The organism is Prauserella rugosa (genome assembly GCF_000719975.1).
In the GTDB taxonomy this organism is placed as follows: Bacteria; Actinomycetota; Actinomycetes; order Mycobacteriales; family Pseudonocardiaceae; genus Prauserella; species Prauserella rugosa.
In genome coordinates this window covers 1-16,325 of record NZ_JOIJ01000009.1, presented here as the reverse complement: position 1 = coordinate 16,325, position 16,325 = coordinate 1, and the positions used below count along the sequence as shown (strand labels likewise).

The 16,325-nt window shown below is 70.7% G+C and carries 16 protein-coding genes, 1 tRNA gene and 1 pseudogene; 7 read left to right on the top strand and 11 right to left on the bottom strand.

Annotation, left to right across the window (positions count from 1 at the left end; translation table 11 throughout):
* Positions 1-6: 6 nt before the first annotated feature.
* The 4 genes from IF64_RS0114150 to IF64_RS0114135 all read right to left on the bottom strand — a co-directional run bounded on the left by IF64_RS0114150 (position 7) and on the right by IF64_RS0114135 (position 4,086).
* On the bottom strand, positions 7-1,344 hold the full coding sequence (locus IF64_RS0114150) for an MFS transporter (protein WP_246134701.1): 1,338 nt from the start codon (positions 1,342-1,344) through the stop codon (positions 7-9).
* An 8-nt stretch (positions 1,345-1,352) separates the two neighbouring features.
* Entirely contained in the window at positions 1,353-2,507 is a 1,155-nt protein-coding gene (locus IF64_RS0114145) for an LLM class flavin-dependent oxidoreductase (RefSeq protein WP_030532568.1), read from the bottom strand.
* A gap of 153 nt (positions 2,508-2,660) precedes the next feature.
* Positions 2,661-3,212, bottom strand: a complete 552-nt coding sequence (ssuE, locus tag IF64_RS0114140; protein WP_030532567.1) for an NADPH-dependent FMN reductase — start codon at positions 3,210-3,212, stop codon at positions 2,661-2,663.
* A 391-nt stretch (positions 3,213-3,603) separates the two neighbouring features.
* Positions 3,604-4,086, bottom strand: coding sequence for a hypothetical protein (locus IF64_RS0114135; RefSeq protein WP_030532566.1), 483 nt, complete (start codon positions 4,084-4,086; stop codon positions 3,604-3,606).
* Positions 4,087-4,313: 227 nt separating this feature from the next.
* Between IF64_RS0114135 and IF64_RS0114130 the strand changes: the two genes are divergently transcribed.
* Positions 4,314-4,387: transfer RNA gene (locus tag IF64_RS0114130), tRNA-Pro, on the top strand.
* Positions 4,388-4,532: 145 nt separating this feature from the next.
* On the opposite strand, the gene IF64_RS0114125 is transcribed toward IF64_RS0114130, so the two are convergent.
* Positions 4,533-5,603, bottom strand: coding sequence for an isocitrate/isopropylmalate dehydrogenase family protein (locus IF64_RS0114125; protein ID WP_030532565.1), 1,071 nt, complete (start codon positions 5,601-5,603; stop codon positions 4,533-4,535).
* A 110-nt stretch (positions 5,604-5,713) separates the two neighbouring features.
* Here IF64_RS0114125 and IF64_RS27495 point away from each other — a divergent pair, with 110 nt between their 5' ends.
* Positions 5,714-5,860, top strand: coding sequence for a hypothetical protein (locus IF64_RS27495; protein WP_169741950.1), 147 nt, complete (start codon positions 5,714-5,716; stop codon positions 5,858-5,860).
* Between the two features lie 27 nt (positions 5,861-5,887).
* Here IF64_RS27495 and IF64_RS0114115 read toward each other — a convergent pair whose 3' ends face one another.
* Complete coding sequence (locus IF64_RS0114115; protein ID WP_030532564.1) at positions 5,888-6,325, bottom strand: PPOX class F420-dependent oxidoreductase; 438 nt, start codon at positions 6,323-6,325, stop codon at positions 5,888-5,890.
* A gap of 41 nt (positions 6,326-6,366) precedes the next feature.
* Positions 6,367-6,837 carry a GNAT family N-acetyltransferase gene (locus IF64_RS0114110; RefSeq protein WP_036876652.1) on the bottom strand — a complete coding sequence of 157 codons (471 nt, stop codon included), beginning with the start codon at positions 6,835-6,837 and terminating at the stop codon, positions 6,367-6,369.
* 120 nt (positions 6,838-6,957) lie between these two features.
* Between IF64_RS0114110 and IF64_RS0114105 the strand changes: the two genes are divergently transcribed.
* On the top strand, positions 6,958-7,275 hold the full coding sequence (locus tag IF64_RS0114105; RefSeq protein ID WP_051757876.1) for a LapA family protein: 318 nt from the start codon (positions 6,958-6,960) through the stop codon (positions 7,273-7,275).
* A 240-nt stretch (positions 7,276-7,515) separates the two neighbouring features.
* Here the strand turns inward: IF64_RS0114105 and mgtE are convergent, their stop codons facing one another.
* Positions 7,516-8,853, bottom strand: coding sequence for a magnesium transporter (mgtE, locus tag IF64_RS0114100; protein ID WP_030532561.1), 1,338 nt, complete (start codon positions 8,851-8,853; stop codon positions 7,516-7,518).
* Between the two features lie 322 nt (positions 8,854-9,175).
* Between mgtE and IF64_RS27680 the strand changes: the two genes are divergently transcribed.
* The 3 genes from IF64_RS27680 to crcB all read left to right on the top strand — a co-directional run bounded on the left by IF64_RS27680 (position 9,176) and on the right by crcB (position 11,271).
* Positions 9,176-10,408 (top strand): atrophin-1 family protein, encoded by a 1,233-nt coding sequence (locus IF64_RS27680; protein ID WP_211252582.1) that lies wholly within the window; start codon positions 9,176-9,178, stop codon positions 10,406-10,408.
* Between the two features lie 78 nt (positions 10,409-10,486).
* Entirely contained in the window at positions 10,487-10,891 is a 405-nt protein-coding gene (locus IF64_RS0114090) for a fluoride efflux transporter FluC (protein ID WP_030532559.1), read from the top strand.
* A complete protein-coding gene (gene crcB / locus IF64_RS0114085; RefSeq protein WP_342779964.1) occupies positions 10,891-11,271 on the top strand; it encodes a fluoride efflux transporter CrcB in 381 nt (126 codons plus the stop codon). Before IF64_RS0114090 ends, crcB begins: the two co-directional genes overlap by 1 nt.
* A 34-nt stretch (positions 11,272-11,305) precedes the next feature.
* Here crcB and IF64_RS0114080 read toward each other — a convergent pair whose 3' ends face one another.
* On the bottom strand, positions 11,306-12,265 hold the full coding sequence (locus IF64_RS0114080; protein ID WP_030532557.1) for an LLM class F420-dependent oxidoreductase: 960 nt from the start codon (positions 12,263-12,265) through the stop codon (positions 11,306-11,308).
* Positions 12,262-14,361 (bottom strand): S9 family peptidase, encoded by a 2,100-nt coding sequence (locus IF64_RS0114075; RefSeq protein ID WP_030532556.1) that lies wholly within the window; start codon positions 14,359-14,361, stop codon positions 12,262-12,264. The genes IF64_RS0114080 and IF64_RS0114075 overlap by 4 nt, the downstream gene beginning before the upstream one ends.
* Positions 14,362-14,547: 186 nt before the next feature.
* On the opposite strand from IF64_RS0114075, the gene rocD reads away from it, so the two are divergent.
* Complete coding sequence (gene rocD / locus IF64_RS0114070) at positions 14,548-15,828, top strand: ornithine--oxo-acid transaminase (RefSeq protein WP_084705863.1); 1,281 nt, start codon at positions 14,548-14,550, stop codon at positions 15,826-15,828.
* Between the two features lie 88 nt (positions 15,829-15,916).
* On the opposite strand, the pseudogene IF64_RS0114065 reads toward rocD, so the two are convergent.
* A pseudogene (locus IF64_RS0114065) lies at positions 15,917-16,325 on the bottom strand (hypothetical protein); the annotation flags it as partial.

Sequence of the window (16,325 nt, the reverse complement as noted above, 5' to 3'; positions counted from 1 at the left end):
CGCCGGTCACACCGCCACGGGCCTCCCGCGTGTGTCGGTGGCGGACTCGGGTTCCAGGTACAGGTCACCGGTGCGGATGGCCGCGGTGGCCACCGTGCTGACCACGGCCGTGAACACCAGATAGGCACACACCCACCACAGCGAACCGCCGCCGAGCGCGAACAACGCCGTGATCAGCATCGGCGTGAGCCCCGAGGCGTAGATGCCGGAGAACTGGTAGACGACCGACATCCCGGTGTAGCGCGTTCCGGTCGGGAACAGCTGGGCGAACAATGTGCCCTCGGGTGCGTAGCTGATCGCGTAGACGATCCCGAGCGCCACCACGAGCACGCCACCCACGACCCAGGGATCGCGGGTCTGGAAGCCGAGGAACGCCGGCACGACCGACATCCCGAACAGCACCATGCCGCCGAGGTAGGTGCGCCGGGGCCCGATCCGGTCGACCCCGCGCCCCACGAACGGGATCAGCACCGCGAGGACCAACGCCGCTGCGGTCACCCCCAGCAGCACCGAGGTCCGCGACATGCCGAGCCCCGTGCAGTAGCTGATGGCGAACACGGCCCAGGTGTTGAACGCGACGCCGTCGCCCCAGCGCGCCAGCATCCCCAACGCCAGGTGCCGCCTGCTCGGCCGGTGCCGGAGCAGTTCGGCCAGTGGCAGCCGCGACGGCCGTTCCAGCCGGGCGAACGCGGGCGTCTCCTCGACCTTCAACCGCACCAACAGTCCGATGAGGACCAACACGATGCTCAGTCCGAACGCGAGCCGCCAGCCGTGGGCCGTGAAGTGCCGGTCGTCGAGCACCTGACCCAGCAACGCGAACACGCCCGTGCCCATCGCCAGGCCGATGCCGAGCCCGGCCTGCGGCCAACTGCCGTACCGGCCGCGCCGGCCCGGCGGCGCGTACTCGACGGCCAGCAGGACCGCACCCGCCCACTCGCCCCCGATGGCCAGGCCCTGCAGCACCCTGAGCAGCACCAGCAGAACCGGGGCGAGCACCCCGGCCTGCTCGTACGTGGGCAGCGCGCCGACCAGCGCCGTGGCCGCTCCCATCAGCACCATCGTCGTCACGAGCGTGCGTTTGCGGCCGAGCCGGTCGCCGATGTGCCCGAACAGCACCGCCCCGATCGGTCTGGCCAGGAATCCGACGAAGAACGTCGCGAACGAGGCGAGCGTCCCGACGACACCGTCGCCGGCGGGGAAGAACAGCTCGCCGAACACGATGCTCGCCGCGGTGCTGTAGAGGAAGAAGTCGTACCACTCGATCGTCGTGCCGAGCAGACTGGAGACCAGGACGGTCCGATGCCCGCGGTCCCCGTGCGCGGTCCCGGCGGCCTGACCGGACACGGCAGGGGTCATCGCGCCGCGGCGGCGAACGGGATCTCGGACGGCTGCACGAGGTCCTGGTCTCCGTCCGGGTGCGACCACAGTCCGCGACGGCGCAGTTCGGGGAGCACCCCTTCCCCGACCCAGTACGCCTCCTCCAGGTGCGGGTGTCCGGACAGGACGAACTCGTCGATGCCGAGCGCGTGGTACTCCTCGATCCGGTCGGTCACCTCGGCGTGACTGCCGACGAGGGCGGTGCCCGCACCACCCCGTACGAGACCGACGCCTGCCCACAGGTTCGGGGAGATCTCCAGGTCCTCGCGCGTGCCGCCGTGCAGGTCGAGCATGCGCCGCTGCCCGGTGGACTCGCTGCGGGCCAGTCCGCGTTGCACCTGTTGGATCAGCGCCGGGTCGAGCGCGTCCAGCAGGCGGGCCGCCTCCGCCCAGGCCTGGTCGGCCGTGTCGCGGGTGATCACGTGCAGCCGGATGCCGAAGCGGATGTCGCGGCCGCGGTCGGCCGCCAGTCCGCGGATCCAGGCGATCTTCTCCGCGACCGCGTGCGGCGGTTCACCCCAGGTCAGATACACGTCGGCATGCTCGGCCGCCACCGTCCCTGCCGCAGGCGAGGACCCTCCGAAGTAGATCGGTGGGATCGGGTCCGGAACACGGGACAGGCGCGCCCCTTCGACGGTGACGTGAGGGCCGACGTGGCTGACCGTCTCGCCGTGCCACAGCCGCCGGACGACGTCGAGGAACTCGCCGGTGCGCGCGTAGCGGCCGTCCTTGTCCAGGAAGTCGCCGTAGGCCCGTTGTTCGGCGCTTTCCCCACCGGTCACCACGTTCAGCAGGAGGCGCTGTCCGGAGTGCCGCTGGAACGTCGCGGCCATCTGTGCCGCCAGGGTCGGCGACAGCAGTCCGGGACGGAACGCCACGAGGAACCGCAGTCGTCGCGAGACCGAGGCGAGCATGGCCGTCGTGAGCCACGCGTCCTCGCACCAGGCCCCGGTCGGGGTGAGGGCGCCGTCGAAGCCGAGCTGTTCGGCGCCACGGACGATCTGCCCCAGGTATTCGAGGGTCGCGGCGCGGTTCTCCCCCGTCGCCGCCGTGGCGACGCCGTGGCCGCCGCCGACGAGGTTCCGGCTGTCGCCGTAGGTGGGCAGGAACCAATGGAATCGCAGGGACATCGTGGGTCCTTTCGTGACTGCGGCGGAATCGGGTGAACGGCGCGACAACGCAGCCGAACCGCCGCGGCTGCCGATGATTTCCCATTCATCGAATGCGGCGATCTCCCGGAACGATTTCATTTCGGGAACCGGCGATTCAGAGCGTCCGGAGAATCATGACGCGACGGTGAGCCGATCGGATGACAGGAGCGATTCGGAGAAGTCGTCCACCTTGGACAACAACGCACCCCGGGTGTCCTCCTCGATCACCACTCCGTGCTCGTCGACGGCGATCGAGCGGTCGAGCAGGAAATGTCCCCGCATGACGTGGTCGGCACCGAGCGCGTGCAGCATGGGCCGGAAGGCGTAGTCGATCGCCAGTACGTGGGCCGGCGTGCCGCCGGTGGCCAGCGGCAGCACCGTCTTTCCTGCGAGTGCGTACTGGGGCAACAGGTCGAGGAACGTCTTGAGCAGACCGCTGTAGGCGGCCTTGTAGACGGGAGAGGCGACGACGACCCCGTCGGCCCCGGCCAACGTGTCGGCGACCGCGCAGATGTCGGGATGGGCCGCATCGGCCGACACGAGCGCTCCCGGAGGGAGAACGCGTATGGCTTGCACCGCGACCCGGTGTCCGTATCCGCACAACCGGGCCGCGACGTGCTCGACCACAGCCTCCGTACGCGAGGTCGCCGACGGGCTTCCGGCGAGCGCGAGGATCCTGGCCACGAATTCTCCCCATCTGTCGATTCGCCACCCGCCTGTCCGGAACACGGAATTCTTCGGACCGGCCGTTCTCCGGTCCCCGCCGGGCGGTGCGATCCCATGGGAGCAACCACCGCGCTCGAATGTCAACGCGACTCGGGGCCTGATCACATATCTTTGCCGTTTCCGCAATTCCCTTCAGAAAGGAAAGAATCGGTGTTGTACGCGTCGCGCGGGAACAGCACCCGAACACACCGACGCCGGGGCCGGCGGGTTCGGCGAGCAGGTCCTCGCCGAACGAGCCGACCCCGGCGTCGTCACGGGTCGTCACGGGTCGTCACGTGTCGCCACGCGTCGGAGAAGTCCGAGGAACGCGGAGCCCCGATCGATTGGGATCCAAGCTCCGGGGCCCGTGTCAGGCCGAGTGTTCCTCGATCGACGGACTCATCTGGGGATCACGGCCGCGTTGCCCCGGAACCGGGGCCACCACCGGACCGGACTGGCGCGATGCGGTGTGCTGCGGCGAGGCCCCGCGCCGTGGTGCGGCCTCGACCACCGTCTGCGGTTCGGCGAAGGTGCCGAACGCGGTCATCGTCACGGCGTGGGCCACGGCCAGCAACAGCAGCAGCACGCCGAGGTTGCCGACGATCGGGCGAATCGCTCCGCCGCCGAAGCTCAGGTCGAGCACGGCCAGCAACGCCAGTGCGCCCAGCATCGCCAGGTGGAACAGCACCGTCACGAGCCGCACCTGGGAGCCCACCTCGGAACCGCCTGTCTCGGCGGCGCCGGTGTCGGCGTTCGCCAGATACCGCTTGCCGCTGCGGTACAGAATCTGCCCGTCGACGGCGATCATCAGGGCTCCGAGCACGAGCACGGTCACGAACGCGTCGGACGGCATGTCTCAACACTCCCTTCGTCGAGTGCGCGAAGGTCTGACACGCCGTCGGCTACCCGCACGACAAGATCGGAAACGCCGAGCATGAAGGAACCGCCGCCCAGCCGACCGCGGCCGATGATCGACATCGACCCGCGAAATCCCAGGTCAACCCGGATGGCGAACCCGCTGTGAGCGGGCGATCGCGGGCGCGGTAGAGTACTGCCATCACCTCGAAGCGAGGCGATGGCCGGGCTGTGGCGCAGTTTGGTAGCGCACTTGACTGGGGGTCAAGGGGTCGCAGGTTCAAATCCTGTCAGCCCGACGGCCAGAACAAAGCCCCTGATCTCGGATTTTTCCGAGATCAGGGGCTTTTCGCATGTCCGGCCGGTGATCACGGCCATGCTCTACACCGCCCTGAGCTCGGGACCACTTTGGGACCCGCGTCCGGCACGCCGTCGACGGTTCGATCAGGCCAGGTTCGCCAGTACCGCCCTGGTGAAGGCACGCCCGCCGAGCTCTCCGCCGAGGTCGGCCGTCCGAGTCGACGGATCAGCGACCGTGTCCCGGAGCGCGACCTCGATGGACCTACTCGCCGCGACCAGGCGGTCGTCCCCGCGTTTTTCACCCAACCAGGACAACAGCATGCCCATCGAACCGATGAGGGACGAGGGATTCGCGACATCCCTTCCGGCGAGCGACGGCGCCGAGCCGTGCTGGGCCTGAGCCATGGCATGCTGATACCCGCTGTTGAGCGAGGCGGCCAGCCCCAGGGAACCCGACAGTTCGGTCGCCTCGTCGGACAGGATGTCGCCGAACATGTTCGTGGTGACGATGACGTCGTAGTCCGCCGGGCGCCGAATCAGCAGAGCCGTCATCGCGTCGATCAGTTCTTCCTCGTACTCGACGTCGGGATGTTCCCGTGCGACCTGGCGCACGCACTCGAGGAACAGGCCGTCACTCACGCGCAGCACGTTGCTCTTGTGCACGGCGGTCACCTTCCTGCGCCGCGTGGCCGCGATCCGGAAGGCCTCACGCGCGATCCGCATCGACCCTTCCCTGGTCACCTTCCGGTGTGCCAGCGCCAGATCCGGGGTCGGCATCACCTCTCCGGTGCCGACATGCATCGTGCGATCGGCGTAGAAACCCTCGGTGTTCTCCCGCACGATCACGAGGTCGAACTCCTCGCCGATCTTCGTCGCGAGCCCCGGGTAGGTGCGAGCGGGCCGCACGTTGGCGTACAGATCGAGCTCGCGGCGCAACGTGCCCGACGGGTTGACCCCACCCGATTCGGGCGACGGATAGTCCAAATGCGACACCGCGCCGAGGAGAGTCCCGTCCGCCTTGCGGGCCGTCTCCAGCGCCTCCTCCGGAAACGTCGTGCCCACCTGCTCGAGGGCCGCGAGACCGATCGCCGACCATCGCTCCTGCATGGCCACGCCGGCACGCGCGAGAACCTCGCGGGTGACGGTGAGCGTGGCCTCGACCGTCTCCGGTCCGATCCCGTCCCCCGAAAGTACGGCGATCTCGATGTCTGTCATGAATTCCCTTCCTCGGCGAGCCGCTCCAGCCCGATTCCGAGGTCACGCTCCGCAGTGCGCGGCTCAGCACGCTCGAAGGTCCGGTCAGATCGCGCGATCTCGACGTCGCGTTGACCTGGGAGTGTCCGTGGGCCCGCCGCACGGACACCGACCTCGTCGACGCCCCGTTCACCACCGATCCGGCCGTCCTGCTCGTGCCCTCCGCGCAGGCGAATGTGCAGTGGCACGACGTGGGGCGGGCCGCCGGGCCGCGGTGACCTCGCTGCCCTTCCGGCGAACCGGCGTCAGTCGGCGAGGTCGGCGTGGGCGACGACCTTCGTGATGCGTGCCCGGACGAGGAGTTCGCCGGGGACCGCGTTGCGTTTGCCGAAGGCCTCCGCGTTCTCCTCCCCCATGTACCGGCCGCCGATCCTGGTCGACCACGGCAGCATCTCGTCGACGTCGTCGGACAGCGTCGCCTCGGCGGTGAAGTGCACGTACGAGAACGGCGGCGCCTGGTCGTCGACCGTGATCGACAGTCGCGGGTCACGGCGCAGCGCGCGGCCCTTCACCGTGTCGGCACCGGTGTTGAACACGATCTCGTCGCCGGCCTCGCCCTCGTTGAGCACGAACCAGATCGGGGTGACGTGCGGCGAGCCGTCGGCGCGCACCACGCCGACCTTGCCCGTGCGGGTCCCCTCGCTCGCGAACCGCCACCACTCGTCCCGTGTCATCGCATGCATGCCCCGCAAGCTACCCTCGACCGGACCCGTCCGCCGGTCGATCAGACCTTTCGGGTCATGAACACGCTGTGCGGATCCGGGACGTAGTCGGCGAACGGGTCGCAGTAGGTGAACCCGAACCGCTCGTACAACCTGCGCGCGGGGAGGAAGAACTCCGTCGAACCGGTCTCCAGGCTCACGCGCGTGAGCCCGCGCGCGGCGGCGTCGGCGAGGATGTGCCGCAGCAACGCCGACGCGATGCCGCTGCGTGCCCGCTCCGGCGCGGTCCTCATCGACTTCAGTTCCCCCTCGCCGCCACCGAGGACCTTCAGCGCACCGCAGCCGACGACGTCGTCGCCGTCCAGGACCGACCAGACGGTCACGTCCGGCGGACGCAGCCCGTCGAGGTCCAGTGCGTGGGAGCTGCCCTCCGGGGAGATCGCCCGCATCTGCCGCACGTGGTCGTCGAGGAACGCCACGACGGCCGGGCCGCTGAGATCGTCCACGACGATCGCGAGGTCACCGTTTCGCACGAATGGACCCTAGCGAGCCGGAACGCCCGAGTAACGAACGGCATTCCGGGGAAGACGGTGGTGACGCGTTCGCACAACGCCTCGGCCAGACGGAACGCCTCGGCCAGACGGGAGGAGACGATGACACACTCACGATCGTCGGCAGGTGACCACTCCGGCGACACGACCACCTCGGTCAACCGCACCCGCTCGGGCGGCCTCTGGGTCGGGCTGATCGTCGCGGCGATCGTCCTGGTGCTGCTGCTGGTGTTCATCCTCCAGAACCTGCAACGCGTGCAGATCAACCTGCTCGGTTTCGACGGTCACATGCCGCTGGCCGTGGCGATCCTGCTGGGCGTCGCGGCGGGCGCCGTTCTCATCGCCGTTCCCGGCACGGTGCGGATCATGCAGCTGCGCCGCAACGTGCGCCGCGGAGGCCCCACCACGCCCACCACCTGATGACCACACGCCCGTGCGAGCCTCGGCCGCATGCACGTGTCTCAACGGGCCGCGACGACCGCGGCGCTCAGCGGCGTGGCCACGCTCGGCATGCTCGGGCTCTACCTCATCCAGGGCCACTGGGGTTACCTCGTGGCCGCGGCGCTCTGGGCCGCGGTGTGCGCCCGGTGGGTGGTCGCGGCGGCCGGCCGACACAGACGGCACCGCGGCGACGACCCACTGCCCGAGCCGTCAGCGCACTCAGACGCCGAGCACCGCGTGGGCGATGAGGAAGTAGATGAGCAGCCCGGTGGCGTCGACCAGGGTCGTCACGAGCGGAGCGGAGATCACGGCCGGGTCGATGCCGAGCCGCTTGGCCAGCAACGGCATGGTCGCGCCGACCGTGGCGGCCCAGCTGCAGATGACGATCAGTGACAGCGCGACGGTCGTGGCCACCGGTACGTCGACCAGCAGGCTGCCGATCAGCAGGCCGACCGCGCCGAGCGCCGCCCCGAGCAACAGGCCGACGCGGCTTTCCCGCCACGCCACGCGGAACAGGTCGCGCGTGCGCACCTCGCCCACGGCGAGCGCGCGCACGGTCGCCGTGGCCGCCTGCGACCCGGCGTTGCCGCCCGCGCCGGTCAGCAACGGGATGAACAGTGCCAGCGCCGTGACCGCCGTGAGCGAGTCCTCGAAGAACTGCAGCACGTTGACCGTGAACGTCGCCGCCACGATGAGCAACAGCAACCACACCACGCGGGACCGGGCCAACTGCACGACGCTGGCCGACATGTAGTGACCACTCCACGGCGCGGCGGCGGCCTGCCTGGCGATGTCCTCGGTGTCGGCCGCCTCGATCACCTCGAGCGCGTCGTCGATGGTGAGCAGGCCGAGCACCCGGTTCTCGCTGTCGACCACCGGCAGCGCCAGCACGTTCGCCTCCTGCATGAGGCGGGCCGCGTCCTCGGCCTGGTCGGTGGCCTCGACCACCGGGTAGTCCTCTTTGAGCAGTTCGGTGACGGGCCGCTGGGGATCGCTCAGCACGACGTCGCGCAACGACACGACGCCCACGAACCGCCGCTGGTCGTCGGTGACCGGCAGGGTGTAGACGGTCTCGGCGTCGGCGCCCCGTTCGCGGACCACCTCGAGCGCCTCACCCGCCGTGCGCCGCTGCCGCAGCGCCACGGTCTCCGGGCTCATGTACCGCCCGACGGAGCCGTCCGGATAGCCGAGCAGAGCGGCCGTCATGGAGCGCTTCCGCGGGCTGAGCCCCGCGAGGACCTGACGCGCGAACTTCGCGGGCGCCTCACCGAGGAGCCGGGCGCGGTCGTCGGGGTCCATCTCCTCGACGACGTCCTGGAACGCCTCCCCGCGCAGCTCGGAGAGCACCTTGTGCTGGTCGGGCGGGTCGAGCTCCTCGAACACCGTCAACGCGCGGTCCTTGTCGAGCAGCCGGAACAGCAGCACCGCCCTGACCCCGTCGGCGCGCGCGAGCTCGTCGGCGACCTCGTGCGGCGGATGGTCGGCGACCCACCGTTCCAGCCCCGGCAGATCGTGTGCGTCGAACAGGTCGTCCAGCGTGTCCGTGTCCGCGGTCATCCCGCTGCTCCTCCGCTGCATGCCGCCCGAGGCCTCTCGGCGCCTGTCGGCTTCCATCATTCGCGATCTCGACGCGCGTGCACGCTCGCCACGCGTGCAGGGTGCGGTGAGCCACAGCCGAACGGGTCACACCGGCCACCGCGACCCGGCCGGCGGGGCGAGCGCGAACGGGAGGAGACGTCGGGCTCGCGCGGGATTCGTCCGATTCGCGGGCGCGAACCGACACCAGGGACACACTCTCCGTGAGACGGCGCATCCTAACCGGTGAGGCATACCTCACCTCTCATGTTCACCAAAACGGAATGTGAGAACCTCAGCACCCATGCGGACAGCTGAGGTGGCCATCTGGGTCGCGGTGGGCCTGGCAGCAGTGGCGCTCGTCGCCGTGTCCCTCGCCGCCTGGCAACTCGTGGTGGCCAGGCGGCAGGCACAGCAGATGCGCAGACTCGCGGCCACGGTCCGCGACCTGTCCGCGGCGACGCAGAACCACGCGGGACAGGCGGCCGAATCGGACGAGAGCGCCCGCGACCAGGCCCGCTGGGCGTGGGAACAGGTCAAACTCGCCAGCACGCAGCTCGAACAGGCCCAACAGGAGAACCGAGCCAGCGCCCAGGCCGAACAGTGGGAGTGGGCCTACGCCCTCACCATGGCCGCCCGCGAACTGGTCGACACCAGCACCGAGCTCGTCCGCGTCGCGCTCGACACCCAGGTGGCACCGCACTACCGCCAGTCCGCGTACCGGCACTACCGCCAGTCCTGTCAGCGCTGGCAGGACACGATGATCAAGGCGCTCTCCCGTACGTCCCCGAGCCTCGAGGTGCAGCACCAGCTCATCGCGTTCGGCTACGTGCACCAGCGACTCCACGGCCACATCGACGTCCTGATGCGTTCGACCGAGACCGGCACGCTGTCCGACCAGGACCCCGTCACCCAGAGCGTGCACGCCCTGCGCCACGAGCTGGCCAACGTGCACCGCCAGTTCCAGCGCACCGTCAGCAACAGCCTCGCCACGTCCGGCGAGACCGAGCTCCACGAAGCCGCCGTTCCCGACGCCGAGACCCGCAGCATCCACGCCGCACCCGCCCCCGAGCCCGCCGCGGGCGAGTCCGCCGACCACACCGCAGCCAACCACACCGCAGCCGACCGGACCGCAGCTGACCGGGAGCTCGCCCGGACGTCAGCGCCACGAACCGGCACGCGGCAGCGACCGGCGCAGCGCAACGGCTCCGCCTCCCCCGCTTCCTCCGTCTCCCCTGCCTCCTCGGCTCCCCCGGGTCCTTCGGGTGCCTCCACCGCCTCGGTCCCCTCGACCCCGTCTGTCCCCTCGGTGTCCGACCAGATCTCCCCCGGCCGTCCGGCGTCCGAGCAGGCAGCGACCGGTCAGGCGACGGCCAACGGTCACGGCAACGCCAGGACCACCGCCACCGCGACGCCCCGGCAGATCACCGGAAGCGGGGGCAGGCCGCCCCAGCCCCCGCAGTCCACGGGTGAGGCGAGCCCGGCGCCCCAGGGCCCGCCCGCGACGGCACGCGCGGCCCAGGCACGGTCCGCCTGACGCCGCTCAGTCGTCACCGGCTGCGGTCCGCATCGGGGCTGTCCGGGTACGTCGCAGGCGATCGGCGATGATGAGCACGTGACCGACACGCACCGCTGGGACGTCCTTGCCGCCGTCGCGGCGGGCGGGGCACTCGGCAGTCTGGCGCGGTACGGACTCGGCACGCTGCTGCCCTCCCCCGCCGGTGTGGCCACGCTGATCGGCAACGTCGCCGGATGCCTCGCCCTCGGCGCACTCATGGCCGTGCTGACCCGCAGGCCCGATCCGCCCCGGCTCCTGCGCCCGTTCCTGGGCGTCGGCGTACTCGGCGGGTTCACCACCTTCTCGACCTACGTGCTCGACGCGCTGTCGACCGTCTCCGACGGCAGGCTCGTCGCGGGCTTCGCCTACGCCGCCGGGTCGGTTCTGGCGTCGCTGCTGGCCGTCGTGGCGGGCATCGCCGCGGTGCGGTTTGCCGCGGGCCGAAGGCAGGGGGCGGCGTGATGTTGACGACGGCGATGGTCATGCTGGGCGGCGCGGGCGGCGCCGTGCTGCGCTATCTCATCGACCTGCGAGTCCACCGTGGACGCACCTCGGCGTTCCCGTGGGGCACGTTCACGGTGAACGTGCTCGGTTCCGCGTTGCTCGGTCTCGTCACGGCGTGGGTGCTGGCACGCGGCGGGGCGGGTGGGGCCGTGTTCGCGCTGGCCGGGGTGGGGCTCTGCGGCTCGCTGACCACGTTCTCGACGTTCGGTTACGACACGGTGCGACTGCTGGAACAGCGCAGGCACGGCCACGCGGTGGCGAACGTCGTGGTGACGATCGTGGCCGGGTTCGCCGCCGCGATCGCCGGTCTGCTCACCGGTACCGCGCTGTGGGGGTGACCGGCGCGGCTGCCCCTCCCGGCGTCACCCCGGCCTATTCGGGGGCGAGTGCGTCCACGAGCGCGGCGGGGTCGCCACCCGTGGTGAGCGGCATGAGCACCGGCGTGCTCACCCCGGCCTCGACGTAGGCCCGGATGTGCTCGCGGCACGCCGCGGGCTCACCGTGCACGACGAGTTCGTCGACGACGTCGTCCGGGATCAGTTCCAGGGCCCGCTTCCGGTCGCCTGCCGCCCACGCCTCCTGCATCGGCGCGAGTCGTTCACCGCGGCCGAGCCATTCGTGGAACGCGCGGTAGACCGGCACGGTGAGGTAGCCGGCGATGTGCCTGCGGGCCAGTGCGCGCGCGGTGTCGGCATCGGGTGTGGGACACACGAAGATGCGGGCGACGAGTTCGGCCTCGGACCCGAGTTCGCCGCGGACGGCAGGCACGTCGGAGGCGGCGAGCCAGTTGGTGATGGCACCGTCGGCTTCCCGTCCGGCCAGGCGCAGCATGCCGGGCCGCAGCGCCGCGACCATCAGTGGCGGCGCCGTGCGGGGCGGACGTCCCAGGCGGAACCCCCGCACCGCGAACGTCGGATACCGCTCGGTGACCTTCTCCCCCGCCAGCGCGGCGCGCAGGAACCGCACCGTGTCGCGCGTGCGCGCGTACGGCTCGGTGAACGGGGTGGCGTTCCAGTCCTCCACGATCGTCTGCGACGAGGTGCCCACGCCGAGGACGAAGCGGTCCGGCGCGCACTCGGCGAGCGCGGCCGCGCTCATCGCGAGCAGGCCGGGCCCGCGGGTGTAGACCGGCGCGATCGCCGTGCCCAGGCGCAGCTCGGGTGCCCACTGCGAGGCCAGCGTCAACGGTGTGAACGCGTCGGCGCCGTTGGCTTCGGCCGACCAGAGGTCGGTGTAGCCCAGATCCGGCAGCCTGCGGACGAGCTCACGGTGGTCGGGCAAGGAGAGCTCGGACAGCGGTACCGTCAGCCCCCAGCGTGTCGCCTGCGTCATGCGGTCTCCACCCCCAGTTGTTGTTTGATCCACCGCACCTGCGTCCGCATCAGGTTCTCGGCGACCTCCTCGGCCTGCGGGGTCATGTGCGTCGCACCCGCCAGCGGCAGGAACGTGTGCGCCCGGCCCGCGGCCAGCAGCTCGGAGGACAGCCGCAGCGCGTGGGCGACGAAGACGTTGTCGTCGGCGAGTCCGTGCACGATCAGCAGTGCACGCTCGAGCGCCGGCGCGTCGGTGATCAGCGAGTTGCGCTCGTAGACCTCGGGCCGGTCGTCGGGGTGGCCGAGGTAGCGCTCGGTGTAGTGCGTGTCGTAGAGGCTCCAGTCGGTCACGGGTGCGCCTGCGACCGCCGCGCCGAACACGTCGGGGCGGCGCAGCACGGCCGCGGCGGCGAGGTAACCGCCGAACGACCAGCCGCGGATGGCGACGCGGCCCAGGTCGAGGTCGGGGAACCGTTCGGCGGCGGCGTGGAGGGCGTCGACCTGATCGGTGAGGGCGACGTCGCCGAGGTCTCCGGCCATGGCCCGTTCCCACGCGGGCCCGCGGCCCGGCGATCCGCGCCCGTCGGCGACGAGGACGGCGAATCCCTGATCGGCGAGCCATTGCGGGGTCAGCATCGCGTTGCGGCTGCGCAGCACCCGCTGCGCGTGCGGCCCGCCGTAGGGGTCGAGCAGCACCGGCAGCCTGCCGCTGCCGGGCCGGTGTCCCGTGGGCAGCACCAGTGCGGCGCGGAGCCGGCGTTCGCCCAGTTCGAGCCAGTGGACGTGGGGTTCCACGCCGGGGTCGACCGCGACCGACCGGATCTCGGCCACGCGGCGGCCCGCCGACAGCACCGACACGCGGATCCCGGAGTAGTCGGGACTCCACGACGACAGCACGGTGGTCTCCGCGGTTCCCGCTCCGTTGTGGACACCGTCGGCCTCGGACAGCCTGCGGACGTCGGTTCCCTCGGTGCGGTAGACGTGGATCTGGGTGGGGTCGTCGGCGGAGGCGCTGAACAGCACCTCGTCGCCGACGTGGATGACCGATCGCACCTGCAGCTCCGGTCCGGTGACGGCGGCGCCGTCGACGTACAGCCGGTAGGCATCGTCGGCGACGCCGACCCGTACGAGGCGCCCGTCCGTGGTCCACGCGGGCACGCCGGGCACGAGTTCGACCCAGTGCGGATCGGTCTCGGCGTGCACGCGAGCGGTGGAGCCATCGGTGACGTCGAGGGAGCGCACCTCGAGCTGTGTCTGGTCGCGCGACTGGAGGGTCAGCAGTGGCGCACCACCGGACGACCAGTGCACTGCGGCGAGGTACTCCCAGCCGTCGAGCGGAACGTCCACGCGCGCACCGTCGAGCGAGACGAGGGCGAGCGACACGGCGACGTTGGTGGTGCCCGCCGCCGGGTAGGCGACGGTGTTGACGGGCGCGGCCGGGTTGGCGGGGTCGGCGATGTTCCAGCGCGGGACGGCGCTGCGGTCGGCGCGCTCGACCAGCAGGCTGCGCCCGTCCGGCGACCACCAGTAGCCGCGCACCCGTCGCATCTCCTCGGCGGCGATGAACTCCGCGAGGCCCCAGCTGATGTCGGGGTTGTCGCGTTCGGCCTCGGTCTCGGGCACCACGGCACGGTCGTCACCGGTGGCGAGGTCGACGACGCGGAGGCGCCGGTCGGCGACGTAGGCGACGTGCGTGCCCTGCGGGTTGGGCCGCGGGTCGACGACCGCGGCGTCGACGAGCATGCGCGTCGCACCGGTGGTCAGGTCCGCGGTGTAGAGCTTGCCGGACAGGGAGAACGCGGCGACCGTGCAGTCGGCGTCGGTCGCGTAGCCGACGACGCCGCCGGAGGTCTCGCGGGCGCGCTCCCGGCGGGCACGCTCCTCGGCGGGCAGGTCTTCCTCGCCGGGCAGGAGTTCGGCGGCGTCGACGAGCTTCGACTCCTCACCCGAGACGACGTCCAGCTGCCACAGGCTGTTGCGCCGGTCGGTTCCGGTCTCGGAGCGGAGGAACAGCACCCGCGAGCCATCGGGCGTCGGCTGGAACTGGCGTGGGGTGCCGAGGGTAAATCGTTGCGTCCGCGCCTGCGCGCGCAGGAAGGAAAGATCGTCCGTCACGGGATCACACTCTGGCAGACCTGCTCGCCCGCGGTCACCGGTACCGCCGGGACCGGACACGTCCCAACGCGGACGCGACGATGTGCAACGTTTCGCCACCCCACCCGCGGTTCGACGCAACGATCGACGCTACTGAGCAATGTCCGACGGCTGATCTCGACGCCCGGTTCGGCCTAATCTGAACGCATGACGACCTTCGCGGACCGCACGCACGCTGTCGACTCCTCGGGCTCCTCGGGCTCCTCGGGCTCCTCAAGCGCAGCCGATGCGAGCACGGCCGACTACATCGCCCTCGACGAGCGGTGGAGCACGCACAACTACCACCCGCTGCCGGTCGTGATCGCGAGCGGCGAGGGAGCCACGGTGACCGATGTGGAGGGCAGGCGGTATCTGGACTTCCTGTCGGGGTATTCGGCGTTGAACTTCGGGCATCGCCATCCGGCGCTGGTGGCGGCCGCGAAGGAGCAGCTGGACCGGGTCACGTTGACCTCGCGGGCGTTTCACCACGACCAGTTCGGGTTGTTCTGCCGCGAGTTGGCGGATCTGACCGGCACGGAGATGGTGTTGCCGATGAACTCGGGGGCCGAGGCCGTCGAGTCGGCGATCAAGGTGGCGCGCAAGTGGGCGCACCGGGTGAAGGGCGTGCCGGACGGTGAGGCACGCATCGTCGTGGCGGCGTCGAATTTCCACGGGCGGACGACGACGATCGTGTCGTTCTCGACGGATGAGTCGGCGCGTGCCGATTTCGGCCCGTTCACGCCGGGGTTCGACGTCGTGCCCTACGGCGACGCGGAGGCGTTGGCCGCGGCGATCACGGACCGCACGGCCGCGGTGCTGGTGGAGCCGGTACAAGGTGAGGCCGGGGTCGTGGTGCCGCCTGCCGGGTATTTGGCCGAGGTTCGCAGGTTGTGCGACGAGGCGGGGGCGCTGTTGATCGCCGACGAGATCCAGTCGGGGTTGTGCCGCACGGGGACGGTGTTCGCGTTGGAGCACGAGGGTGTGCGGGCGGATCTGTACACGTTGGGCAAGGCTCTGGGTGGTGGCATCGTGCCGGTGTCGGCGGTGGTCGGCAGGCGTGATGTGCTGGGCGTGTTGCAGCCGGGCGAGCACGGTTCGACGTTCGGGGGCAATCCGTTGGCCTGCGCTGTGGGCCGCGCGGTCGTGCGTCTGGTGGCGACGGGCGAGTTCGCCGAGCGCGCGACGACGCTCGGCGCGCGCCTTCACGACCGCTTGGCCGGCCTCGTCGGTCACGGCGTGACCGAGGTTCGGGGCCGCGGCCTGTGGGCGGGTGTGGACATCGCGCCGGATGGGCCATCGGGTCGCGAGGCGTCCGAGGCGTTGCGCGACCGTGGTGTGCTGTGCAAGGAGACGCACGGTTCGACGCTGCGCATCGCGCCGCCGTTGGTGATCACCGAGGACGAGTTGGACACCGGTCTGGACGCCCTCGAGGCGGTGGTGCGCCGCTGACCGGTCGTCACCTCCGCGAGACTGTGCGACGTCGTTCGCTGGCATGCCGACGTGCACCTGTGGCGGTATTCGGCGACGGTGTCGGAAGTCAGAACGGTGGGTCGTCGGGGAGCGGTTGTGTCGGGGTGAGTATCGGTCGGCGTCTGCCGGTGTAGGTGGTTCCGCTGGGTGTGGTGACGGACGAGCTTCCGTGGTGTGGGTCGTAGCGGGTGATCCACCCGGGCGCGTTGAGGTCGCAGTGCCGAGCGGGTCGTCGGCACCAGGGCACGACGCATTCCCGGTCGCGCACGCGGACGAGTTCGCGGATGGCCGCGTTGGGCCGTCGGCGGGTTCGGCCGAGATCCATGGGCTGACCGGTAGCCGGGTCGCAGAGGACTTTGCGCCAGGTGCTGTCGCGGTTGGTCATGATCTCCCGCGCCACCGCAGCCGGGATGGGACCGTAGCCGTCCAACTCACAGCCGCTGTCGGACATCGACAACGCGGCGTCGATCGGCATG